26 protein-coding genes are annotated in these 25,170 nt (G+C 39.5%); 9 read left to right on the plus strand and 17 right to left on the minus strand.

Annotated features, from left to right (window positions below):
• Positions 1-3 precede the first annotated feature (3 nt).
• Positions 4-852 (minus strand): Cof-type HAD-IIB family hydrolase, encoded by an 849-nt coding sequence (locus G7062_RS10835; protein WP_166065930.1) that lies wholly within the window; start codon positions 850-852, stop codon positions 4-6.
• 103 nt (positions 853-955) lie between these two features.
• On the opposite strand from G7062_RS10835, the gene G7062_RS10840 reads away from it, so the two are divergent.
• Positions 956-1,864, plus strand: coding sequence for an RluA family pseudouridine synthase (locus G7062_RS10840; protein ID WP_166065931.1), 909 nt, complete (start codon positions 956-958; stop codon positions 1,862-1,864).
• Positions 1,861-3,627: a glycerophosphodiester phosphodiesterase gene (locus tag G7062_RS10845; RefSeq protein ID WP_166065932.1), complete on the plus strand. Its 1,767-nt coding sequence runs from the start codon at positions 1,861-1,863 to the stop codon at positions 3,625-3,627. The genes G7062_RS10840 and G7062_RS10845 overlap by 4 nt, the downstream gene beginning before the upstream one ends.
• Before the next feature lie 15 nt (positions 3,628-3,642).
• Here G7062_RS10845 and G7062_RS10850 read toward each other — a convergent pair whose 3' ends face one another.
• Complete coding sequence (locus G7062_RS10850; RefSeq protein ID WP_166065933.1) at positions 3,643-4,503, minus strand: Cof-type HAD-IIB family hydrolase; 861 nt, start codon at positions 4,501-4,503, stop codon at positions 3,643-3,645.
• A 53-nt stretch (positions 4,504-4,556) separates the two neighbouring features.
• Positions 4,557-4,943, minus strand: a complete 387-nt coding sequence (locus G7062_RS10855) for an HAD family hydrolase (protein WP_166065934.1) — start codon at positions 4,941-4,943, stop codon at positions 4,557-4,559.
• Positions 4,944-5,127: 184 nt separating this feature from the next.
• Here G7062_RS10855 and G7062_RS10860 point away from each other — a divergent pair, with 184 nt between their 5' ends.
• The gene (locus tag G7062_RS10860; protein WP_166065935.1) at positions 5,128-7,065 is read left to right on the plus strand and encodes a heavy metal translocating P-type ATPase; all 1,938 of its coding nucleotides are present in this window, start codon (positions 5,128-5,130) and stop codon (positions 7,063-7,065) included.
• 28 nt (positions 7,066-7,093) lie between these two features.
• On the opposite strand, the gene G7062_RS10865 is transcribed toward G7062_RS10860, so the two are convergent.
• The 8 genes from G7062_RS10865 to G7062_RS10900 all read right to left on the minus strand — a co-directional run bounded on the left by G7062_RS10865 (position 7,094) and on the right by G7062_RS10900 (position 14,894).
• Complete coding sequence (locus tag G7062_RS10865) at positions 7,094-7,453, minus strand: MmcQ/YjbR family DNA-binding protein (RefSeq protein ID WP_166065936.1); 360 nt, start codon at positions 7,451-7,453, stop codon at positions 7,094-7,096.
• 21 nt (positions 7,454-7,474) lie between these two features.
• Entirely contained in the window at positions 7,475-7,846 is a 372-nt protein-coding gene (locus G7062_RS10870) for a VOC family protein (RefSeq protein ID WP_166065937.1), read from the minus strand.
• Between the two features lie 43 nt (positions 7,847-7,889).
• Complete coding sequence (locus tag G7062_RS10875) at positions 7,890-8,684, minus strand: helix-turn-helix domain-containing protein (RefSeq protein WP_166065938.1); 795 nt, start codon at positions 8,682-8,684, stop codon at positions 7,890-7,892.
• Positions 8,685-8,737: 53 nt separating this feature from the next.
• Positions 8,738-10,198, minus strand: a complete 1,461-nt coding sequence (locus G7062_RS10880) for a DEAD/DEAH box helicase (RefSeq protein WP_166065939.1) — start codon at positions 10,196-10,198, stop codon at positions 8,738-8,740.
• A gap of 140 nt (positions 10,199-10,338) precedes the next feature.
• The gene (locus G7062_RS10885) at positions 10,339-11,460 is read right to left on the minus strand and encodes a hypothetical protein (RefSeq protein ID WP_166065940.1); all 1,122 of its coding nucleotides are present in this window, start codon (positions 11,458-11,460) and stop codon (positions 10,339-10,341) included.
• Between the two features lie 167 nt (positions 11,461-11,627).
• The gene (locus G7062_RS10890; RefSeq protein ID WP_166065941.1) at positions 11,628-12,908 is read right to left on the minus strand and encodes a hypothetical protein; all 1,281 of its coding nucleotides are present in this window, start codon (positions 12,906-12,908) and stop codon (positions 11,628-11,630) included.
• Positions 12,905-14,014, minus strand: a complete 1,110-nt coding sequence (locus G7062_RS10895) for an ABC transporter permease subunit (RefSeq protein ID WP_166065942.1) — start codon at positions 14,012-14,014, stop codon at positions 12,905-12,907. The genes G7062_RS10890 and G7062_RS10895 overlap by 4 nt, the downstream gene beginning before the upstream one ends.
• Positions 14,007-14,894 carry an ABC transporter ATP-binding protein gene (locus tag G7062_RS10900; RefSeq protein WP_166065943.1) on the minus strand — a complete coding sequence of 296 codons (888 nt, stop codon included), beginning with the start codon at positions 14,892-14,894 and terminating at the stop codon, positions 14,007-14,009. The genes G7062_RS10895 and G7062_RS10900 overlap by 8 nt, the downstream gene beginning before the upstream one ends.
• A 244-nt stretch (positions 14,895-15,138) precedes the next feature.
• Here G7062_RS10900 and G7062_RS10905 point away from each other — a divergent pair, with 244 nt between their 5' ends.
• From G7062_RS10905 to G7062_RS10920, 4 genes are read left to right on the plus strand one after another with little or no spacing between them, the layout of a single operon-like run.
• Complete coding sequence (locus tag G7062_RS10905) at positions 15,139-16,032, plus strand: ABC transporter ATP-binding protein (protein ID WP_166065944.1); 894 nt, start codon at positions 15,139-15,141, stop codon at positions 16,030-16,032.
• Entirely contained in the window at positions 16,029-16,883 is an 855-nt protein-coding gene (locus tag G7062_RS10910) for an ABC transporter permease (protein WP_166065945.1), read from the plus strand. The genes G7062_RS10905 and G7062_RS10910 overlap by 4 nt, the downstream gene beginning before the upstream one ends.
• A gap of 13 nt (positions 16,884-16,896) precedes the next feature.
• Positions 16,897-18,684, plus strand: a complete 1,788-nt coding sequence (locus G7062_RS10915; RefSeq protein WP_166065946.1) for a sensor histidine kinase — start codon at positions 16,897-16,899, stop codon at positions 18,682-18,684.
• Complete coding sequence (locus G7062_RS10920) at positions 18,665-19,267, plus strand: response regulator transcription factor (protein ID WP_166065947.1); 603 nt, start codon at positions 18,665-18,667, stop codon at positions 19,265-19,267. The genes G7062_RS10915 and G7062_RS10920 overlap by 20 nt, the downstream gene beginning before the upstream one ends.
• 64 nt (positions 19,268-19,331) lie before the next feature.
• On the opposite strand, the gene G7062_RS10925 is transcribed toward G7062_RS10920, so the two are convergent.
• The 3 genes from G7062_RS10925 to G7062_RS10935 form a co-directional block, all read right to left on the minus strand.
• Positions 19,332-20,108 carry an alpha/beta hydrolase gene (locus tag G7062_RS10925; protein ID WP_205700132.1) on the minus strand — a complete coding sequence of 259 codons (777 nt, stop codon included), beginning with the start codon at positions 20,106-20,108 and terminating at the stop codon, positions 19,332-19,334.
• A gap of 125 nt (positions 20,109-20,233) precedes the next feature.
• Complete coding sequence (gene rlmD, locus G7062_RS10930) at positions 20,234-21,598, minus strand: 23S rRNA (uracil(1939)-C(5))-methyltransferase RlmD (RefSeq protein WP_240915954.1); 1,365 nt, start codon at positions 21,596-21,598, stop codon at positions 20,234-20,236.
• Positions 21,591-22,169, minus strand: a complete 579-nt coding sequence (locus G7062_RS10935; protein WP_240915955.1) for an HNH endonuclease — start codon at positions 22,167-22,169, stop codon at positions 21,591-21,593. Before G7062_RS10935 ends, rlmD begins: the two co-directional genes overlap by 8 nt.
• Positions 22,170-22,227: 58 nt before the next feature.
• Between G7062_RS10935 and tpx the strand changes: the two genes are divergently transcribed.
• Positions 22,228-22,713, plus strand: a complete 486-nt coding sequence (gene tpx, locus G7062_RS10940) for a thiol peroxidase (RefSeq protein WP_240915956.1) — start codon at positions 22,228-22,230, stop codon at positions 22,711-22,713.
• A 12-nt stretch (positions 22,714-22,725) separates the two neighbouring features.
• On the opposite strand, the gene G7062_RS10945 is transcribed toward tpx, so the two are convergent.
• A complete protein-coding gene (locus G7062_RS10945; protein WP_166065949.1) occupies positions 22,726-23,271 on the minus strand; it encodes a hypothetical protein in 546 nt (181 codons plus the stop codon).
• Positions 23,272-23,358: 87 nt separating this feature from the next.
• On the opposite strand from G7062_RS10945, the gene G7062_RS10950 reads away from it, so the two are divergent.
• Positions 23,359-23,892, plus strand: coding sequence for a dihydrofolate reductase family protein (locus G7062_RS10950; protein ID WP_166065950.1), 534 nt, complete (start codon positions 23,359-23,361; stop codon positions 23,890-23,892).
• Positions 23,893-23,960: 68 nt separating this feature from the next.
• On the opposite strand, the gene G7062_RS10955 is transcribed toward G7062_RS10950, so the two are convergent.
• Positions 23,961-24,500, minus strand: a complete 540-nt coding sequence (locus G7062_RS10955) for an NADPH-dependent FMN reductase (protein WP_166065951.1) — start codon at positions 24,498-24,500, stop codon at positions 23,961-23,963.
• A gap of 100 nt (positions 24,501-24,600) precedes the next feature.
• Complete coding sequence (locus tag G7062_RS10960) at positions 24,601-25,143, minus strand: NADPH-dependent FMN reductase (RefSeq protein WP_166065952.1); 543 nt, start codon at positions 25,141-25,143, stop codon at positions 24,601-24,603.
• Positions 25,144-25,170 lie beyond the last annotated feature (27 nt).

Genomic DNA, 25,170 nt, shown 5'->3' on the forward strand with positions numbered 1-25,170 from the left:
ATTTTATTCCCCAATAAGACCATTGCGCTTAAAGCTTTGTAGAATACCATCTTCTTCGGCAATAGCCGTTACTTCGTCCGCTATATCAAGCAACACTTGCTTGGCATTTGCCATCGCAACACCGTAATTCACAGCACGAAACATATCAACATCATTCCCACCATCCCCATAGGCCATGGATTGTGATTGCTTGAAACCAAGATAATTTAAAACTTGATTTACCGCCGTGTACTTGGTGATCCCCTTGACCGCAACTTCACCACTATTGGGTCCAAACATCGCTACTGTACTGTGATGCATCTCAAAATCGTCTCCAAACGCATCCACAACCGCTTGGTATGGATGTGTTGCGCTGATGAATGAAATCTTATTAATTGCTGAATAATCAATGGGTTTGCCATCATTCTCAGAAAGAATCTCATAAAACCAATTTGCGCCTCCAAGTGGGCGTTCCAAATCGGGATGCTGATTAAAGAAACTATCGATTGCAACCTCCAATGATGCAACGCAATTATCACTCGCGAAAAGACCATCATTTGTTTCCAGGTAATAACCAATATTATGTTCTTTAAAATAGGTTTCCAACACCCGTACTTTTGTTTCATCCATGGTTTGGTGCAACAGAACCACACCATCTACCTCAATATAAGCACCACCTGCACCGATAATGCCATCAAGATTTAGATTTAGAAGGGCATCGGTTATCTCTGGTTTTGAGCGCCCTGTACATAAGAATATCGTGTGACCTTGTTCCTTTGCTTGTTGAATTGCTTGCACTGCAGACGCAGGAACTGAACCATCCTGTGCGCACAACGTTCCATCGACATCCAAGAAAATACATTGTTTTTCCATCTTTACCTCCCATATTACATTGCTTTTATTATAACGCAAAAGTTCCATCCCTTTAACGAAACTTAACGTATATGCTATAATTTGGAATAAACAGAGGTAACGTATGAAGACTTGGACAATCAGCACTCCCGACATTGATAAACGTATCGATGTGTTTTTAAATGAACACATGGATTTATCGCGCAGTAAAATTGCGATAATGATTAAAGAAGGTAAAGTCCTGTGCAACGCAGTTGCTGTGAAAGCCAAGTATAAGTTACGCCGCGACGATATTCTTGAAGTTGCGGATTTCGAAGTACAACCCATGCGTGTTGATAGTATCACGATGCCACTTGATATCGTTTTCGAAGATGACGATTTGCTTGTGGTAAATAAACCACGTGGTTTGGTTGTTCATCCGGGGAAAGGTGTCGAAGGTCCAACCTTATTAAATGGACTTGTTGCATACCTTAATCAGAACCCCGCCATAACAGTGCGACCGGGTATGGTTCACCGTATTGATAAGGACACATCGGGATTGCTTGTCATTGCAAAGAATGATAAAACTCACACCTTTTTAGCGGAACAATTATTGGATAAAACCATGCAACGATATTATCTTGCTTTGGTTCATGGAACATTGCATGAAGATTGTAGTGTGGATGCTCCCATTGGCCTTGATCCAGTTGTCCACCGTAAAATGGCAGTAACCGATAAGAATAGCAAACCTGCCCTTACCCATTTCTTCGTTAAGGACACTTATCCCCACCATTCACTCATCGAATGTCGCCTTAAAACAGGACGCACTCACCAAATCCGTGTCCACGCTCAATCGATTGGACACCCCTTAATTGGCGATCCACTTTATGGTCGGCCCGAAGATACAAATCGTGAGGGTCAATACCTTTTTGCCTACCACCTTGAGTTTCTGCACCCCAAAACAAAAACTCTGGTTTCCTTTGAAGTACCGTATCCAACCTATTTTTCTGAGTGCATCCATCAATTGCAAGCACCAACGAAAGGCACATTATGAAACTTAAAGCACGCGACATTCTCAAAGAAAGTACCCGATTGATTGGAAATGACCTTTGGCGTTACGTACTGGTTATTGCCTTAACCGAAACCATGGCACTCTTACTGGTTCGCCAAGTCAGCTCGCGCATTTTCCAGTTGGCACTTGTTAGTGCAAAAGTTCAGGGAATCAACAATCAAAACTACTTACAAATTTTGACCAATCCCATTGCACTCATACTTATTCTTTTTACGCTCTTTCTCCTGGGAACATTTGTCGTCTTACAAATCACGACAGTCCTTGCTTTTGCAGATAGACCGTATCACGATAACAAGCTTTCCCTCAAGTCGATTTTCAAACCCATTCTCAAAATGAAACCCACGAATTACCTTGTCTTTGTATTGTATATTTTCATCATCATGCCTTTAGGTAATGTGGGACTTACATCGGTTGTTACCGAGTCCTTGCGCATTCCATCCTTCATTATAGAGTTTATCGAATCGGTTCCATGGATGATGATAACGTATTACCTTGGCCTCATTGTTTTGTTTTACCTCAATATTCGTTTCTTTTTTGCATTCATTATCTTTTACAACGAACCCGGATCATTTATGCAAGCATTGAAACACAGTTGGACCATCACACGAAAACATGCATATCTCATCTTTAAGATAACGATACTCATTGGCGCAGGAACCATTCTCGCAACCCTACTTGCATTACTGATTACACTGTTACCACTTATTGTCAGTGAACACTTTTTCCCAAATAATTTGAAACTGGTAAATTCTCTCTTATCAACCGCTTTCCTCTTCCTTGTGATGTTCATCGTTTCGTTGTCATCCATCTTTATGATTCAAGGAACAGTCGTTGCGTATCACCAACTTAAAGGTGATCAAGTATCACCAAGCCGTGCTTTTTATAAACCAAAGAAACACAGTCTCATCATTAACAGTCTTGTCATTATTGCCTTTGTATTCTTTGCGGCTGTTGCCTACTTTGACACGCCAAACCATGCCTTAGCAGGAAGTGTTTCTGTGGTCTCTCATCGTGGCGAATCAAGAAACGCTGTTGAGAATACCTTGGAATCTCTTGAACTGGCAGCAAAACACAAACCATCGTATGTGGAAATGGATATCCAACAACTTGCTGATGGAACCATTGTAGTATTTCATGATTATGACCTAAAGCGCTTGGCAGGAATCAATCGCAAACTCAACACCTACACGATCGATGAGTTGCGTGGTGTCTCAATACATTCACATGGAAATACATCCACAATCCCCACGCTCGATGAATATCTTGCTCTTGCAGATTCTTTGAATCAAAACATTATGATTGAAATCAAGACAACGACGAAAGACTCTCCGGAATTCCTCGGTGATATTATGAAAATTGTTGAAAGTCACAACATGCGAGATCGCGTCATCTATCAATCGTTGGACAAATATGCAATTCTTAATTATAAAGAGAAATTTCCCGATGCAACTGTTGGTTATATCTTAGGAATAAATATCGGAGGTTTAGAAGATATGAATGTCGATTTCTTCTCGTTGGAAGATTATTCTGTCACGACACGTGTCGTCAACGATGCACAGCGCATGCGCAAAGGACTCTTTGTCTGGACAATTAACTCTGAAGAATTAATGCAGTTCTATTTTAAAACGCAAATAACTGGCATCATAACAGATAATCTTGAACTTGCTGAAGAAGTGCGCGAGGATATGAAGAAAACGCCTATCAGTGATTTATTCTGGTCTCTCGATTTTCTCGAATCGCGATAAAAAGAAAAGAAGTCGTTATGCGACTTCTTTTAATATGTTTTTCACAATATAATTGGCAACACCATTATCGTCATTGCTATCCGCAATATCGTCCGCAATTGCTTTCAAGTTTTCGCGTGCATTGGCCATCGCAACACCACAACCACATCGCTCAATAAGCGTTAGATCATTGTCACTGTCACCAAACGAAAGAATTTCTTCTGGTTTGATTCCACGTGTCGCAGCATACTTGACCAAGGCATCGCCTTTGTTTACATCACGATGCATAATTTCTGCCCATCCAAAACCAACCACCAAAAGAACAAAGTCCTCATCAAACTCAGCAGCAACGCGCTCTTTGACAAGCTCTGTATAATCACCATTTTGAATGTAGACCATTTTTAGAATTTCCTGACCTTCATCAAATATATGTTTTATGTCATCAAGGCCGTTTATTTTTAGGGTTGTCGCGCGATCATTAAAAAACGTCATCCGATCTTCATCAACACCCAATTCATAATCTTGAAATGACAAATCGTCCATGTGGTAATAAATAATGTCTTCAAGACAGTATAAAACACCCATATGATACTTGCGACCAATGACTTCGAATTTACGACACTCTTCAAACGTCATTGTGCGTCCATGCTCAGAATATCCCGTAAGTGGGTTTTCAACACGGAGTCCATTGAGTGAAACAATCCCCATTTCTCCATTTGGAATCCCTAATTGTGCAGCAACTTCCACAGCACTGTCGTAGTTACGTCCGGTGGCAATTACAAATTCAACGCCTTGCTGGCGGACTTTTTGTACAATTTCACGTGTGTAATCCGTGACCTTATGCTCATTATTTATCAGTGTTCCATCAATATCACTAGCAATCATCTTTATTGTCATCGTTTCCTCCATAAGCAACAAAACCACCATTGTCCTGGCAATGGTGGTTTTGATTATTTCATTGCTTCAATAGCTTGCGCCAGTTTTTCGTGGGGATCTTCCCAACCTTCTGGCTTCATTGTTTTTCCATCTTCTTTATAATGTGGTTTGCCATCTTCCCAAAGTTTTGACATGTTAGCATGTTGAACAATATCAAAAAGCGCCTCGGGTTTGATACCCATTTCCACAAGTGTTCCCAATGCGAAGTAGATTGTATCGATCATTGCATCTGCTTGTTCGACAACTTCATCCGCTTCTAAGAACTCGTTAATTTCCTCAAGCATCCAATTATAACGTTTTTGTGCACGTTCTTTTGCCATGAATGTTGGTTTTGATTCAACAGGGTGGTTAAACTTCTCGTGAAAGAGTTTTACTGCTTCCCATTCTCTATTCATTCCCATAGATTCGTGTCTCCATTTCTTTAAATATTACTTACTAATCATATCATATTCAAGCCCACCATGCTTGCTGACAGACTGTCTCCGATAACTTTTTTAACTAATTCATGCGGATATTTGCATTCTGTTTAATCATGCGTTATAATGAACACATGAACAAGTACTCATATGTTTAGGAGGTAGTACTATGACACATTCAAACCACAATGACCATGATCACCACGATCACGACCATGCAGGTCATGACCATGAACACAATCACGGAAAAATGCCAATTGTTCTTTTCTTTATCGGACTCGCAGCATTTATTGTTGCACTGCTCATTCCTGATTCAATTTGGAAGAATATACTCTTTATCGTAACCATGATTGGAACGGGTTACCACATTATTATTGAGGGATTTGGAGACACAATTCGAAATACGCGTAAAAACCGTAAGTTCTCACCAAACATCCACATCTTAATGACCCTCGCTGCCATTGGCGCCTGTTTTATCGGTGACTTCTTCGAAGGGGCATTGTTGATTGTTATCTTTGCTGCTGCACACTTCTTGGAAGATTACGCTGAAGGGCGAAGCAAACGTGAAATCACAAACCTCATGAAAATGAATCCGACTGAAGCCCGACTCTTAAAGGAAGACGGATCGTACGAGAGCGTTGAAGTTTCTACACTTAAAATTGGTGATCGACTTCAAGTTCTTAATGGGGACCAAATTCCAACTGACGGTGTCATTCTAACCGGCTATACATCGATTGACGAATCTGCAATTAACGGAGAAAGTATTCCCCGGGAAAAAACAATCGGTGATGATGTCTTCGGGAGTACCATCAATGGTACGGGATCTTTCACAATGGAAGTTACCAAAGATACACAGGATACACTCTTCGCCAAGATTCTTGAGCTTGTTAATCAATCACAATCAAATTTATCGAAAACAGCTTCAAAAATTAAACAACTTGAACCAAAATATGTTACTGCTGTATTAATTCTTGTACCTATTGTAATCGTAGCTAGTCCTTTCCTTTTTGGATGGACATGGTATGAAAGTTTCTATCGAGGCATGGTATTCTTAACCGTTGCATCACCCTGCGCACTTGCGGCCAGTGCAGTTCCTGCTACCTTATCTGCAATTTCAAATTTAGCCAAACATGGTGTCCTCTTTAAAGGCGGTTCCTACTTATCAAACCTTAACGATATCAAGGCCGTTGCCTTTGATAAAACAGGAACATTAACACAAGGAAAACCAACAGTGACCGATTTCTTCTTCGAAGAGTCTGTATCAATTAATGACTCCGAACGCTATCTTGATATCATCGTAGCAATGGAAAAAACAGCCAACCATCCTTTGGCAGCAGCAATCCTCAACAAATTCACACCGACTGAAATTATCGAAGTTGATGTAGAAAACATTATTGGTCGCGGCCTTGTCACAATCATTGACGGTGTTGAGTATCAAATTGGAAAACCTGAAAGTTTCACCAATGTTGGTGCATCCATCGCTGAGCATAATGAAACCTATGCACACGAAGGAAAAACAGTTGTCTATTTCTCAAGAGACAATCATGTTGTTGGAATGATTGCCATGATGGATGTTCCTAACGAGAATGCGAAAGGTGTTATCAAATACCTTCAATCACGCGGTATTCATACAGTCATGATTACTGGTGATTCCGAAGTTACCGGTCAAGCAGTTGGACGCCAACTGGGAATTAATCAAGTTATCGGAAACGTCTTACCAGAAAATAAAGCAAGCATCATCCAAGATTTGCAAAGTAAATACGGTGTCGTTGCCATGCTTGGTGATGGGGTTAATGATGCTCCAGCCCTCGTTACTGCTGACATTGGAATTGCCATGGGTGATGGTACCGATATCGCCATTGACGTCGCTGATGCAGTACTCATGCAAAACGACTTAACGAAATTTAGCTATGCCCATAAGGTCTCGCACAAACTCAATAATATTGTATGGCAAAACATTATCTTCTCGATGGTTGTTGTCGTGATGCTTGTTATCATGAACTTCATGGGAAACATGGACTTACCACTTGGTGTTCTTGTTCACGAAGGAAGTACAATCGTTGTTCTCTTTAATGGATTACGCCTCTTACTCCCTATGAAAAACTAAACAAAAGCCCACTTCAATGAAGTGGGCTTTATTCTGCAAGTTCCAATTGTACCCGTTTGGTCAACTTTGCAAAGACAAGATAATAAGAGTCCTTGATAAGTTGTTCAACCAACGCATTATCAACACCTTTGTCCAGACGAATTGATATCCAATGGCGCTTGTTAAAGTGATAACCCGGAACGATGACATCTGGATATGTCAAACAAAGATCAATAACGTTGTCGGGTTCTGCTTTGAGAGATAGAATGCGGTTGTCTAAGTTATCATAACTGTATGCCGCAAACATTTTTCCACCAACAACTGCCCATTCAACATCCCATTCGGGTTTGTAATCAAAAACGCCTCCTGGTAAACTGTTGCAAAGTTCTTTGATAGTCTTTGAATCCATCGTATCCTCCATTTTTACTGTCTACTTTTCTCCAGCGAAGGTAATCACATACCCATCTGGGTCGGCGATTGCAAATTCCAATGTGCCATAAAAAGTTTCATTCATTGCCTTTAGTATACTAAATTTTTGAGCAATACGTTGATGGTATGCATGAATATCGTCAACTTTTGTAAAAAGCGTTATTGTTGGTTTGATGGTCTCTGTATTTAATGATGGGTATTCTTCAATCAGCGCCTTGCGCTCTTCTAACATCAGGGTCACTGTCCCATCTCCAAGAATTGCAAACACATTCTCAACAATATCCAGCACCTTAAATTCAAGTGCCTCTTGATAAAAAGCAATACTTTCATTGATATCGGTAACCATTAAATTGGTTGTCATTGTTTGTATCATATTATTCACCTCTGCCTCTAGTATGACGTAATGTCACTTTTATTTATTGGATATTTTGGACATCTTTATATTTTTGGAGTACTTCAATCGGAGATACGCCAATATTTAACTTTATATCGCGATTGAAATGGGATTGATCATAATATCCCGACCGCAATGCCAAATCATGCAACGACGCATGGTTATCCTTTAACAAAAGGTGTATCGCCTTTTGAAACCGTTGGACACTCAAAACTTGTTTCATTGATAATCCAAAATTCCGTTTGAATATACGATTGGCTTGTTTCACACTATACCCCATTGAATTGGCAATGATTTCAGGTGTTACTAATTTTTCGTCGGTATTGAGCGTTTCAAACAAAAGCATCGTTGTACTAACACTCTTTGCTGCAACTCGATCTTTCAATCTTGAAATGAGATAGTGCTGTGCTTCTTGAAAGCCCAAATCAAAGAAATCATCTTCGATTGGAAGATACGCAAGTGCATCGACAAAATTATCCATGGCCATTTCTGCGTTTAAGCCAAACAAAGCATGCACTGCCCCGGGCCGTAAACGAAACCCAAAGGATTGATTGGAAGTACTGTCTTCAAATGTTGCGTCAGTGACAGACATTCCTGAGAATCCAACAATCCGTTGGGTATATGAAACAACCAGATCAATGCACCCATCCGGAATAATCATATTCATGACCGTAATCTCTGAATCCGTCTTACGACCATACACTTCCCACATACAAACAATAAACGATTCGAGTTCTGGTAAATATGTCTCTTTATAGATAAAGTGTTCAATAAACACATCATTCAAAACATTCGGTATCTGAATTGGAGTATACATTGTCTCACCTCGTATATCTATTATACAAAAAAAGAGTTCGCATTGTGCGAACTCTAGTACTGTTTCTCATATTCATTTTTATTAGCAATTTCAACACGACGCACTTTCCCTTTGATGGGTGCTTCTTTAAGAACCTTTAAGACGTCCGATCCTTTATTATTGAGAATCTCAACATAGGTCGATTCCTCAAGAACCTCAATGACACCAATGTCTCCTGCTTCAATACCTGAGATACTTGCGATCGCCCCTACCACATCACCTGCGCGTAGTTTTTGTTTCTTACCACCCTTGATATGAAGTTTCGCAATTTCCGATTTGAAGTTATGGTCTTTTGACTTTTTGACTTTCGGCTTGCGATTCATCTTACTGATAAATTGCGGTTTTCGGTCAGCAACAAGTGAACGACCTGGTCGAACGACGCTCTGTAACTCAAATTCACGCTCATCAGTGATGTATTCCCATCCTTTAGAGTCATAAGGCGTTACAAACGATATTGCCTTACCTTCCTTCTCTACACGGGCTGTACGGCCAATTCGATGCGTATAGATCTCTGCATGGTCAGGAATATCATAGTTTACAACCAAACCAACATCATCAATATCCAATCCGCGTGATGCGACATCGGTTGCCACTAAGTAACGGAACATTCCATGTTTAAAATCATTAATGACTTTTGTACGATGACGCTGTTCCATACCACCATGAAGGGTTTCAACTTTAATTCCCATATCCCACAATGCATCGGCTACATTATCAACCTCAATTTTTGTATTGCAGAATATAATACTGCTATCGGGATTTTCAACCGTCAGAACATCACGCAGTATTTCAAGTTTTTCATTTGCTTGAATACGGTAATATTGTTGGTCAATGCGCTCACCAACACTGTTCTCATTTTCAACTTCAATATAGGTTGGATCATTAAGATACGCTGATGCTAAAGCTGCGATACTTTCTGGCAATGTTGCCGACAGTAAAATTGTACTGCTTGTACGCGGTACTTTTCGCAGAATTTCTTCAACTTGTTCAATGAATCCCATGTTGAACATTTCATCTGCTTCATCAATGATGACCGTATCAATCTGACGCAAATCAATCGTACGACGGTTGATGTGATCAATAAGACGACCCGGTGTTGCCACAACAACATGGGTCATTTGTGCTAAATCACGTTGTTGTATTTCAAAGGATGATTTCCCAAATACCGCTTGTACCTTAAGTCGTTTAAAACGACCGATACTAAAGATTTCATCGCGGATTTGTAATGCTAATTCACGAGTCGGAGTGAGTACTAAGGCTTGTGGACGTCGCTCTTCCCATTCAATCATTTCCGCAATTGGAATTCCAAACGACGCAGTTTTACCACTACCAGTCTGAGACTTGATAACGAGATCCTCACCATTTAAAATATGAGGAATTGCAGCCTCTTGTACTTCAGTGGGTTCTGTATATCCAATGACTTCCAAGGCACGGACAACATCATCACCAATGTTTAACTTTCTAAATTTATTCATATTAACACTCCTTGCTTGCTTATTATACACGAAAGCAGTGCTTTTGTACGCAGTTATCATCATACGGTTCTTATTTTCCATTTTGTAATCGTCCAGCAAAAAAGTGTGCACCTGTTTCGCCACACACCTTTCACTTCAGATTATTTTACATATAAGTTTTCACTATCGAAAGCCAACGTTGCTTCGCCATTGAAAATTCTACTCACCATATTGATATTATCAACGAAAACTTTAACGCCACTATTGTTAATTTGTACCAGCGACTTTAACGCCTCTTCAAATTTTCCTGCCGAGAAATTCGTTAATTTATCACCAGCGTCAATTAATACTTCATCAATTTGTATTTTCTTTGCAACTGGAATTTTTGATATTGATTTCCCTACAAACTTCGAAAATGATGCAATCCCATCAACAACTTGTGTCTCAATCGATGATTTAGTGTCCTTGTCAAATCGCGAGTAACACTTTGTATAAAGTTGGCGATATTGGTAAGCATATGAATCAATAGTATTAACTACACTTTGAAGATAACTACCCTCATAGTTTTCAAGAAGCATTACTTCTAAAAAATATGCGAATGAGAATGTGTACAAAGACATTTGATATTCTTTTAATGAATCAACAACTGTATTCAACAAACTCTTAACTGCACTGTCATTTGTAAAGAACGATGTCTTATCTACTTTCTTGTTAATCAATTCAGTACGCAGAATAATACTTTGTTCAGCCTCACGCTTGATATCTTGAATAAGAACATGCTTGTTAGTCTTATAAACTTCATTATTCCAATTATACTTATAATTATTGAGCACATCCATTAGCGTCTTAAGATTTCCACGAAGATTTGCGCGTTCTTTTGCTTGGACAAATTGAATGAGTTCTTGTTGAATTTCAGTAATTGTATCCAGTTTTCGATCGATACCCGCAAGTGCTGTAGCCATAAAAAAGGACGTAGGATTTACGGTAAGCGGATGTAATTGGGCTTTTCCAGGAAATCCTTTTGCATCACCCATAAAGCCTGATTTATTTTTAAACTTCAACAACTGATGATCCGTTTGTACATAGTACAAACCTGAGCCACCACTTGATGAACCCGTTACTTGCCCAATTACCGATACTACAGAATCAAATGAACTTCCAAGCGCTGCAACCTGACCCAACGGAAATTTGGTGTAACTTTGAACATTTGTTTGTAACTCTTGTTCTTCATAGTAAGTCATTGACATCATTGCTTGGATCATTTCGTGTTTTTTCTCTTCCATTTTTCCCTCATCTTCTACCCTGAAATGCCAATACGCTGAATAATTCCGTTAGCACCTGAGAGTACGTTATTTCTTCTTTCTTTGATTATAGCGTGATAAAAAGAACCTTTCAACTCAATTTCTGATAACGATTTCTCTATACAATGAAATCATACTTCGTGAGCTGACTAAACTAGATCTGACTTTATGAAAACACGCTTACCAAACCAATACCAAATACCACTCCATACAAGTAACACAAAGATAGCCGTTAAAGGCGAAAAGTTATTCACACCCTCTACAATCTGTTGTGCATTCACATGACGAATTGGCGAGAGCATTGTGACTATATTTAGTCTAAGGAGTACAATTTGACTCCCTAATAGGATAAGCCCACAAAGGCGGTTTCTATGGGTGGTTGTGACACTGTAGATAAGTGTTACAGCCATGATACTATAGAATACAGTGTTGAGAATGAATAGAGGAAGCGTCCAAAGGATGCTTTCCCAGAGCGGAATCACGGTGAGTGCATTGCTAATATACTCAGCGGTTCCCACGCTGTACATTGACATCGACATTGAGTGATAGACATTCTGTTGAAACCATACGATCAAATCACCACGGACGGGAACGTGTCGCGCAAAGGAAAAGAAACCTTGAAGATTTGCAAGAACAGGGCTCCACAATTTAAATCCATACTGAATTCCGAAGAAGCATGTAATTAGTATTAGAGGAAGTACAAGTGTCCACAAACTCATTATGAATACACTCACTATTTTCGCACTAAAGTATGTGCGGCGGGATTGACTCATCAGGATAGTATGCAACACACGCGACTTTAAATCCCTTTGCACAAGAAGGTATGCATAGTATCCGACGACAAAGATTGTCAAGATTGGAAGAACCTGTGACATCACTGTGTGAAGAGCAAATGCACCGCTTAGGTCATTGTAACCAGCGCGCATTTCGTGATGGTTTCCATAAACACCCCTCACTTGATTATCAACAACCGAGATATTATAACTGCTTTTCACATCGAACGCAGACATCACTTCTGTTTCTGGCAAACCATACCCAATTCGAAGTTTATCAAATTCATTGTGACGCGCAAACTCCGTACTTACTTCAGAGTTTTTCAATTGATAATTATAGCCAGCATCAAAAAGAACAATCTCAATTGCCGCGATGTATTTATAGTATGCCTGCCAATCTCTTGCATCATAAGCTGCAAGGGCAGCTTGTTTAGAATCTTCGAGATATTCGACAACATCAGAATTATTTCCATCGCGACTAAACTCGCCAATTATGATGTTTTCAAATATTCCGATTGCTGGAAATTGCGGTTCTTCCGGAGGTTCGGCGCCCCGTAAATCTACACATAAACCCATGATTATGGTTAAGACAATCATCAAATAGTATGTGCTACCCCGGCGCAACATCGCATTGCAATCATTTAAAATGATTTTCATAGACGTTCCTCCCATCGCATACTCTTGTAGTACTTGGAGGTAGCAGTCCACATTACAAACATCAAAGTGAGACTCACCATCGACGACACTTGAACTCGCTCTTGCGTTACGTGATTGTTAAACAAAGGAATCCATTCCAAAGATGGATGATTCAAAAACCCACTCATAAGAATCAACAAGTACATAAGGACAATCACAGCAACGCTGCTTTCGCCACGCAAGACCCATGTTGCAACAATCACGGCAAACAAAACATTTGCACCAAGTTGTACTGCTACAAGAATTGTCCCATTTAGAATTTTGATGCCATCTGTCATCAAGCTCGCATCAACAGGGTAAAGAGGCACACCAAACCCATACAATACAAAGGATAGGATAAGTGTTGTCAGCAGGGCACTCACGATTGCGAGTGTTGCTACAAGTAAACCTGCAATCGTCTTGGCGATGTATATGGATGTTTTAGAGTGTGGGGTTGTAAGATACAATGTAAACGCACGATTCTCATAATCATCCATGATCGACTTCCTTACAAAAAGGCATGTCACAAGCATACAAATTGCAATGACTTCGCTGCTAAGGATTTGCGAAGCAAAGTGTAGCGTATTCGGAGTATAAGGACTTGAATAAAGGTCTATTTGTTGACTTCGGTGATATGAAAGCACCGTTATTTCTTCAGTAACATCCGTGATTTTTTGCTGAGATTGATCCAAACCCGCTTCCATCCCTGCGACGACATCACTAAGATGTATGAGTCGCTCATCAATCGCATTCATATCACCGGCTAAACCATTGCTACTGATTTTACTAATTTGCGAACTGTAATACTGTTGGACACGCTCAGAGTATTCTAACGTCGCGCGCATTTGTGCATACTCCAAATCATCACTGTCCATCGCAGTTAAGTCTGACCTCACATCATCGGCAATCCGTTTGTACTCGCTCCCCATAGTGCTGTAATCTTGCAAGAGACGATCCGCATACGATGCATCTTTCACAGCATAATAGCCAAACAAACTCAGAAACATCACCAAAAAGATTGCCGTCATTTTATGAAGCAATCGTGATTGGTAAGCCTTTCGCAACTCAAGTCCAACGAGACTAATCATTATGATTCCCAACTACATCGCGATAAATATCTTCCAATTCACGTTGTGTTGTCTCAATTGTTTCAATTACAAGTCCTTGACCAAGGATCGTCCGCAAGACATCGTTAAGATTCACGGATTCATCAGTCCACGAGATACTCAATCCATCACAATAGAATGGATGACGCTTCAAGTCATCAGGAAGCTGGGTCGTATCTTGAAAAAAGATTGATGTTTTCTTGCTTTGCGCAACGGAAATGTCAGGAACAATTTCCCCGTCTTTTATAAAAATGTAGCGATCCGCCATTTTCTCAACTTCACCCAGTTGATGGGAAGACAGTAAGATAGCTGTTCCAAATTGTTGGCGGATGGTTTCAACTGTTTTCCGCAGTTCCATAACAGCATCAACATCAAGTCCACTCATGGGCTCATCAAGGATGATCAATTTAGGATTGGACAAAAGCGCAATGGACAATCCGATTTTTTGTCGCATCCCTGTTGAGTACGTGCGAACCTTACGGTCAAGATGATGGCCAAGGTTTGTATGGCGCAAGACTTCCTCAACATTTTCTTTTGACACATTACGAAGTGACGCAAAGAACTTAATGTTTTGGCGTCCACTTAAATCAGGGTACAGTCCCGGCGCCTCAATGAGACACGACATATCCTTTAAACACACCAAAGCATCTTCAGCCATCGCATGCCCATTAACGACGATTTCACCACTATCAATTTGGATGAGATTGCATATGGCCTTCATGGTTGTTGACTTACCCGCTCCGTTGGAACCGATAAACCCTACAATTTCACCTGGGCTAATTTCAAAACTTACATCCTTTAAAACATGATGGGTCTTATAGGACTTATTGATATTTCTAAGTTCAAGAATTGGTTTCATCATATACCTCCATTGGAATCCAACGCAGTTTGATTGCAATACCTTTGTTTCTATAAATATAACAAACACCATCTCCAATCACAACATTGTTAGTACGATGGTACTTCAAACAATCAAATTGCTGCGTTTAAAGTACAGAGTTACGTACCAAGCTATCTTTTTTTGAAAGTTGCACAAATTACTCATGCGCCTATAATTAAAGACATATAGAATATGTGTACAGACAAAGAAGTCGTGGAGGAATCATATGCTACTCAATCTCAATAACGTGTCCATCCGCTATAAAGGTGCACAACACAACGCTGTTAATAACATTTCATTCAGCATCCCTACAAATAGTATTGTATCAATCGTTGGTCATAACGGTGCTGGTAAAAGTACCCTTATTCAAGCAATCATGCAAAACTTAAATTATGAAGGTACCATCGAATACGGTTTCGATAAGAAAGAGCTCTATCGATATGTCCGCGTTCAAACACAAACATCAACATTTGAAAAGAATGCCAAGGTTAAAGATATTGTTCAACTCTACATTGATTTACTTGATGATAAGGAATCTGTGGATTCCCATCTAAAATCCGTACAAATGCTGGAGTTCAAAAATGCCTATCTTGAAAAACTATCCGGTGGCGAGAAGCAAAAGATAGCCGTTCTTCTTGCAACTATTGGAAACCCAAAACTTATCATTCTAGACGAGCTTACGACCGGACTTGATGTCATGGCACGTCGCATGATTTGGGACTTACTGAATAAGATCAAAGAAGAAAAAGGTGTTAGCATTCTATTAACAAGTCATTTCTTGGATGAAGTTGAATTCTTATCCGATTATGTACTCGTTATTGAAAAAGGAACACTCAAACTCGAAGGTACGGTGACCGATATAATCGACAAAGCATTTGCCGGTAAAAAACTTGCAACGTGCCTTGTGGATACTGGTTTTGATTTCAACAGCCTTAAATCAGAATACACCCTTGATAAAAACAAACTATCTCTGGCTTATGCGGCCGAACACGAAAAAGAAATCTATGATATGTTGAAAATTTGCAACGGATTCGACATTCAGCTTAAAAATCACACTTTTGAAGATGCATTCTTAAAAACAATTGGTTACCACTTAAATGAAGAAGGAGCAACACAATGAAAAACTTACGAAGCTTAACAAACTATAATTTAAAACTGGTCCTCCGTGATACCGGACCCATGCTTATGGCATTTCTTATGCCGATTGGATTTTACATCCTCTTTGGTTACATGTTAAAGGATTTAAAAGTCGCTGATGGCAGCATGGGTGAATTATTGATCCCACTTTACATCATTATTATTATAGGAAACGCTGTGTTGAATGTCTTTGGAGTCTATTATGTCAATGCCAAAGAAACTGGCAATATTCAAAAATATAAATTCTTGGGTATCAGCGAATTGAAATATGCAGCTTCACTCTTTGCTGCAACGATGATCCTTCAGGTCATTGTTATTATCGCTTTCAACGTCTTCACTTTCTTCTACGCTGGTTATGCTTTCCCAATTGCTCATATTTTACCGGTATTCTTGACAATCATGGTAATTGAAGTCTACCACTTCGCATTTACTTTCTTACTCTCATCAATCATTAAGAAGGCTGCAGCTTATAATTCGATTGCACTTGCGTTTTACATGTTCCAAATGTTCTTAGGGGGCTTACATTCCCAATCGAAATGTTTCCCGTATTCCTACAAAAACTTGTTTACTACATCAACCCAATTATTTATGGACGCAACGCCTTACTTGGTGCATGGACAGGTTCAATGCAATCTGTGGACCTCCTTAAAAACAACGGCATACTCCTTGGTATCTCCATTGCATTTGTTGTTATTGGAATCGCAGTTAACAAACTCAGCAACAGTCATAAAACAGCAGCTATTGTCGCCGCATAATTTAAAGCGAGTACCGCTCAAGTACTCGCTTTATCTTGTCCTCAGAAATCATATCACGTATACTTTATATACCGTTTAAAGGAGAATACCCGATGACACTCAAACCAGCATATCGCAATCGCTATTTCAACAGTCTTGTTCTCTTTGTTGTTTTCGCAATGACTTTGATTTATCAAACACGCATCATTAAATTTGACACAGCATACTTGATGGTTTTCACTTCAGGTTCTATTGGGTTAATTCTATTGCAATGTTTTTATAAGCGTCCCATTCTTCGCTATACCGTACCCATGTTTCTGTTCTTATTAATGTTGCTTTTCACAAACATGAATGTTTACATTTACCTGGGGCTTGCGCTCTTATTAACAATCACATCCTTTGGTATGATTCTCTATTCCGGCGATACGTCGCTAACATGGTTTTATGCAATCAGTATTATTCTGGTCGTGGGAATATCCATCATCGCGCACATCAACCTTCTTCCCCTGATTGCACCCATCTATTTTGGATGCTGTATCGTTACATCCAACCTTGATCGCAAACATGTGTGGTCATATGCTGTCGTAGTACTCTTAAGTGTCGCTACAGTGATTGCTACAATCACCGATTCAATATTTATTGAAATACGTTACACGATATTCTCAATCCCAATTTCTCTGCTTATCTTTCTCTTTGTGGTTAAGGGAAGAACTCTCCTATCGAATACATATCGTATTATCGAATCCGAAGTTTTATTAACCACAACTGTATCGTTCATCCTGTATGTGTTCGCATATGCCTCAGTTATCAACACCTTGGGAAGTTATCTTTTTCTCATTGTGATTGGATGCTTTATGACAATTATAAGCATTGTTTTCTATGCTTGGACAAAACGTGTGTTCCGAATTAGCACAATGAACACACATGCAGTTCTTGAACCTTGGTTTATTTCACAATGGGAAGATGCACTTGCAGAGCAAAGTCAAAGTTTCTCATGGCGAGGATTTAATACAGTCTTTAATGATGTCCTGTCAAATGATGGCATTCTAATTAGCATTAACAATCACGAGGTATTTCGAAGTGGTTTTGCACAAGAGGCACTACCAGAGCATACTTTGACACTTAATGCTCATAATACAGCCATTACACTCCACAAACGTCGCAACTATCAAAACTATTCCCTCCGCGATATGATTACCAATACAGTAGTGGTTGAATATTTAAGCGAACAAAACATACGCTGGCAACAAGTAAAGAAAATTTCTGTTTCCAATCATGCAGCACCCGCCCTCAACCAGGACCTAACACTCCGAAAAGAAATTACCTACTACCTCCACGATAACATCTTGCAGAATATTATCGCCACCAAAAATATTGTTTCCATGTTAGACAGCGAACAGGTTGCTCTTCAAGACCTTGCCGTAAACACCCTGTCTGATCTTAACGATTCGATACGATCTCAAATCCATGAAATCTACCCATCCAGTTTGAATGACCTGCCCTTTGAGCGTAACATTCACATACTCATCGATGAATTACGCAAAAAATACTTCGACATCCCAGCGTTGAATATCAACTATGAAATTTACGATAAAATGGATGCGGAGTCCGCGTATGTATTCTACCGCGCATTGCAAGAGTTCCTTAACAACACCTGCAAATACGCAGAAGCAGATTCACTGTCAATATCCATGCAAACAATTAATGGTACGTGGCAATTGTGCTATAGCGATGATGGAATCCCTCTTGATCTTGACACTGAATCCAAAATCAAACATCTCGGTCTTTCTAGCCTGCAACAACAAGTTCAAGCATTACATGGTACTTTCACCATCAATACAGATCATAAACAATTTATCATTACACTTCCAAGGAGACCCCATGAAAATACTACTATTTGACGACCACCAACTTTTTGCCAAGAGCCTCGAACTTGTTCTCGCAGATAAAGTCGAAAGTTTCAAAGCCTATGACAACCCCGATGATATTCTTAACATCATCACCCAAGCGCAACCCGACCTCGTTATCCTTGACGTCCATATGGGTGAACACAGCGGTCTTGAAGTCGGTCGCAAACTCCGATACCATCTACCTGACCTCAAAATCGTCTTCCTATCAGGATACAACCTTCATGAATACAACCGTGAAGCCAGACGCATGGGCGCCTGTGGATTCCTTGAGAAAAATGTTTCTGTAGATAAACTCATTGACAGTTTAAAGCGAATCCACGAAGGACAGACAGTATTCATGGGTGAAGAGACTGAAGATATCCTTGAAGAACTCACAGCTCGGGAAAAAGAAATTCTTCAACTCGCGAGCAACGGTGACACACAACAAATAATCGCCGATACTCTTGAAATTAGTCGGCGAACCGTCAACAATCATCTCGTAGCAATCAACGAAAAACTCATGGTAAGTTCAACAGTAGCAGCTGTTATTAAGGGAATTGAGTTAGGAATTGTTAAATTAAGTAATAATCGTTAGAGAAGAAGCATCGATTTCCAATTCAATTGGATATCAATGCTTCTTTCTTTTTAAATGAATTGTATCAATTCAGACACATTTTAATATAGGATATGACCTGTTCGCTCAGTAAATAGTTTTCATGTTTAATACTATCAAATATCTTAAGGTCAGAACCCGTGAAGTATGTACTTACTTTTCTTTGCAAGTCTGCACCCAAAGTTTTATCAGCAGTAGAGCCAATAATAAACGATTTGCAATTGACGTTCTTTGCGAATTTACTGATTTCGATGTTGTTAGTAATAAATAATTTAGCCGGCCCCCAGAATATTGGAATAATTTTATTATAAAGATCCGATAAATCTCGATAAGCTGCCAATAGTATGAGTGCATCACACCTTCTTACACTCGCTAAGTATGCTGCCATACCCGAACCGTAGCTATGTCCGATTACAACAATCTTTCTACTTGGGTATGTTTCAACCGTCCAATCATACAGATCTACGGCGGTTTGCTCCATAGTTTTCAAATTCATTTTCCCAATACTCTTTTGACTACCATAATAATCAGCGGCAAGGAAGGGATCACTGAATACTCCACCATATTTTGCCACTGAATTATACGATATGTATTTCGAACCACCAAAGAAAAGTATGATTTTGTCTGAGGCTGAATCAAGATTATATCCATACCCTGATAAGCGTTCATTAAATGAGATTTCTATCGGCAGGTAAGTTACTTCCTCGATTTTCTTCGCACCCTTATAAAATGAATAGCTGATTAATTGCATAACAAAATTGCTTATAAAATAAATAATGAAAGTCCACATTAGAACCTTTATAATCAGGCTACTTAATTCCATCAGTCGCTTCCTCCATTTTGCAACGTTGCTCAGTAGTGTTGGGGTTTGCCAACCAACTTCTTTATATTTCAAATAGATCAAAAGGTGGTTGGCATTTGTGTTTAATCGAGTTCAATTACTTTACCCTAGTCTACGTTTTTCAGTGTCATCGAGATAACTACTTCAACATGCACTGTCTGCGGAAACATATCAACAGGTTGCACATGCATCAACTCATATCCATTCTCAAGATAAACTGCAAGATCACGTGTCAGTGTTGCTGGATTACAACTAACATAAACAATGCGTTTTGGAGTAGTCTTAAGGGATGCCTCAATAAACTGAGGATCCAATCCACGACGTGGTGGATCAACAACAAGAACATCTACGTTGAGTCCTTCTTCGACCCATTTAACCATGACTTCTTCTGCTTTACCTACTTCAAATGTTGCATTGGAAATATTGTTTTCTATTGCGTTGAACTTTGCCATTACAATTGCGTCAGGAACAATCTCAACACCATAGACATGCTTAGCATGTTGTGCAAGATTCAATGAAATTGTACCGATACCACAATATGCATCAATGACGGTATCTGTGGGCTTGAGTTCTGCGAGGTCAATTGCTTTTTGATATAAAACTTCAGTTTGTTTTGAATTGACTTGATAGAATGATTGTGATGAGATGCAGAATTTCTTACCCATCAAATCATCAGTATAAAAGTCATTACCATAGAGAACCACATTTTCTTCGCCCATGATGACATTCGTCTTCTTGGCATTAATGTTTTGGACAAGACTAACAAGATGAGGGATTGCCTCTTGAATAGCATTTGTGATTGCTTCTTTGGGTTTTAGGTTATTACCATTGGTTACAAGGATGATCATCATGTCTTCACTGAATTGACCACGACGTACAATGATGTGACGAATTACACCGGAATGTTTATTCTCATCATATGCATGAACATCAAAGCTGCGTAAGATATCACGAACCTTGAGAATCGCTTCATCAATTTTCGGATCTTGAATGTGGTAATTCTCAATAGGAATAAGTGAATGAGTTCCTCTTTTGAAGAAACCTGTTTCGAGTTGACCTTCGATCATACGGACTGGAATCTGGGCCTTGTTTCGATAACCCCAAGGTGTTTCCATACCGAGTGTTTCGTGGACTTCAACGCCGCTCATATCAATTTCCTTGGCGAGTGTTTCGCGTACCATCTTCTGTTTGAATCGCAATTGAAGATCGTATGACATATGTTGCAGTGGCATGGTTCCAATACGTGTACCGACTTTGTCTGTAATTTCAACGCGGTCAGGTGATGGCGTGATGATTTCCAATGCACGCCCATATGCAAATTTACGCAATACCTTTGTAATGACAACATTTACGATTTCTTGAGGCAAGGTATTTTCAATAAAAACTGGAAAACCATCTATCTTGGCGACACCAAATCCCTCGTACGTTAAATCAATTATCTCGAGTTCGTATTCTTTATTCTTTTTAATCATGTTTTTCATCCTTTGTAGTTAGTGACTTGAGGGCAAGTTTCATAGCACCGGCGACGGTTGCACGATTGTTTCGTGGTTGTCCAAAGTGGTGTGTAACGTGTTGCAATTGTTTTTGAAATGCAATCTCAAATGTATCTCTGTTATTATACCCTAATGTCAGCAATTCCTCATCAAGAGTTTTTCCGTAGATATAATGAAACTCACGAAGACCCTGTTGAAACCAGAATGTTTCTCCCTCATGGAGCTGATAGGCTTTTAACCAATCCCATACAACATCCATATTACTGATGTTGGGATTGTCGAAGTGACAATGTTTGCAAAGTAAAACAAAGTTTCCTGGCGTGTCTTCGCCACCCAATGCATCAGCAAGAATATGACATCGGTCAAGGCGCTTCTTAACACCACATCGCCAGCAATGGGTTGTGGCCTGTTTATAGGTGATACTGATTGCATCCGATTCAATGCGGTCTTGCCAAAATGTCGCTATCTCTTGTTTACTGGTTTTAATTCGTTTGGTTGTCATAACAATCGTCTTACCTTCTCTTTTCACTATTGTATCAAATTTTCTCATGCAGTTCCTTTGTAGTCCGTGACATTACCCCTTATAATGAAGTAAAAGGAGACATGATATGATGGAAATTACACGTAAAGGTGTGCCAACACAGATTGAGGGTACACAACCTAAAGTTGGGGATAAAATCCCTGCATTCAGTTTACCAAGCCTTGCTGGCAAAACGGTGACAAATGAGGACTTGCTTGGAAAGACAACAATTATTTCTGTTTTCCCAGATATTAATACACGAACATGCGACTTACAAACACGCCACTTTTTCAAGGTTGCCAGTGAACTGGATGATGTTACTATAGTTAACCTATCAAACAACACCTTGGACCAATTCGGTGAGTGGTGCGCTACTGCAGGAATTGATGCTGAAATGTTGAGTGATGCTGATTTAGAGTTTGCGCATGCTTATGGACTTTATATGCCAGAATTCAATGTGCTCGCACGTTCAATCTTTGTTGTTGACGCTGAGGGTGTTCTCAAATATGTTGAGATTGTTCCTGAAATGGCCAATGAACCCAATTATGATGCTGCGATTGCAGCTGCAAAATAACACCTTCGGGTGTTATTTTTTTATTATCGGATCAACCACCATCCTCATAAACATCATGTCAAGCTCACTGTTTGTGAGTGGGATGGGTTGCCTTTGATTCCAATCTGATAATGTGAAAATCGAATTAATATGGTGATGAGCCAAATACATTTTATCCATGTTTACAGTATCAATCGTTTTGAGATAAGCATGAATTTCATCAATCATGTATTTCTTTGACATGTTTGTCATGACCTCCGAGAATTGTGGGTCGTGACTTTGGATTTCGATGACTTGTCGTTCAATGGATTTTTGATAGTAGCGATCCACATCTTGAAATGGACGCATAAAACGTGTTGCAATGGGTAACTTGTAATAAGGAACCATGAATTGTGTCACACCATATTCTAAAAGAGCAATCTTGTCGGAGAAATATTCATAGAACGTTGAGCGGTGGATGTGTGACCACACGCAAAGACGGGCAACGGACACCTTTGAAAACAATATTTTTTCTTCAACCATCATTCGTAAAAGTGATTCCCAGATGACATCTTTTAAATGAAGTCGTTGCTTTGTCATAGTTTACCTCTGTCCGACACTTTCTCGTATCTGTTGGATTTATTATCGCACACTCACCGTATAATTGAAACGAAGGAGCATGATAATATGAAACGAAAACTAATACTCTATATTGCAACAAGCCTCGATGGTATGATTGCTGATTCTGAAGGTAATATTGATTGGCTTACGGATGCTTTAACGATTACTGAAGCAGACGACTCCTACGACACATTCTATAAATCGGTTGACACTGTGATTATGGGGAGTACAACGTTTAAACAAGTAACTGAGGTTCTTTCACCTGAACACTACCCTTATGAAGCGGTGCACTCTTATGTCTTTACATCACAACCGGCGATTGATTCGGATTCTATTAAATTTGTAAATGGTGATATCGTGGCGTTTATTGAAACATTAAAGAAACAGGACGGCAAAGATATCTGGTTGGTGGGTGGCGCGAGTCTTGTAACGCCACTTGTAAATGCGAATCTAATCGACACTTACATGATCACTCTGATTCCAACAATCTTGGGAAAAGGGATACCACTTTTCGATAACATTAAACACCGCCATAACGTGAAAATTCAAGAATCACGATTGATAAACGGTATGCTTGCTTACACTGCAATAAGACAATAAAAAAAGCAATTGGGGTTATCATTTATACACGACTCGTATAAGACTCCAATTGCTTTTTATTTGGGATTTTATTTTACCTTGTTGTAGTACGTAATGAAGTTTTCAATGACACCATCAATAAATTTTACGGTACCTTCATCGTTAATACTTCCATCTTCTGCAAATTTTGTATGACTTGCTGGAAGTAAAATATCATTTCCCGGCAATAACATCATCGGAATTCTATTTAGGATTTCATGCAATGCAAGATACCCACGGGCTCCACCTGTCATTCCCATCGATTGTGCTGCAATCAGTCCTGGTTTATTGTTGAGGTATGGTGAACGGCTCACCCAGTCAATCGCATTCTTCAATACGCCCGATGTTGAGTTGTTGTATTCCGGTGTAACCATAAATACTGCATCAGCATCTTTAACTTGATTGAAAAGTGTTGTAACGGACGCTGGACGATCGGCATCATTATCAATATCACCATTATACAATGGCACATCAATATTGACGATTTCAACATCTAATTTATCACTGTAACGATTCTTGAGGAATTCCCCCAATTTCAGTGTGAGTGACTCTTTACGTAAACTCCCTACCATCATTGCTACTTTTATCATATTAATAACCTACCTTTTCTGTATGTTTTAATGATAACACACCTTATTTGCTGTTTGTACTGTTATGCATTAAAAAAGGTCAGCTTTCACTGACCGTTCACTATGCTTTCACCATATTGTAATAATTCACAAACGCATCCACAACACCATCGATAAATTCCACGGTTGGAAGGTCTGTTAACTCGCCTGTTTCACTGAATTTCGAACGCGTATTTGCGACCAAAATATCATTGCCTGGTAATACCATCATCGGCAAGCGATGCATGATATCAAGGAGGTGCATGTATCCACGCGCGCCGCCTGTCATCCCCATGGATGTCGCAGCGAGAAGTGTTGCCTTATTGGTGAAGTGTTTTGTACGACTTCCCCAATCAATGGCATTCTTTAGCACGCCAGGAATCGAGTTGTTGTATTCGGGTGTAATAATGATCACCGCATCTGCTTGTGCCAGTTTATCATAAAACTCAACAATTGCAGCAGGTCGGTCGGAATCATTATCAATGTCACCGTTGTAGTGGGGTAGATCGATATTCAAAATTTCAATATTCATCGTATCTGAATACCGCTTTTGAAAATGAAGTCCAAGCGCTAAGCTTGCAGATTTCTGACTGATCGTGCCAACCAACATTTTGACGTTCATCATTGAAACTGTCCTCCTACCTCTACCATT

It is taken from the genome of Erysipelothrix sp. HDW6C (assembly GCF_011299615.1).
GTDB lineage: Bacteria > Bacillota_I > Bacilli_A > Erysipelotrichales > Erysipelotrichaceae > Erysipelothrix.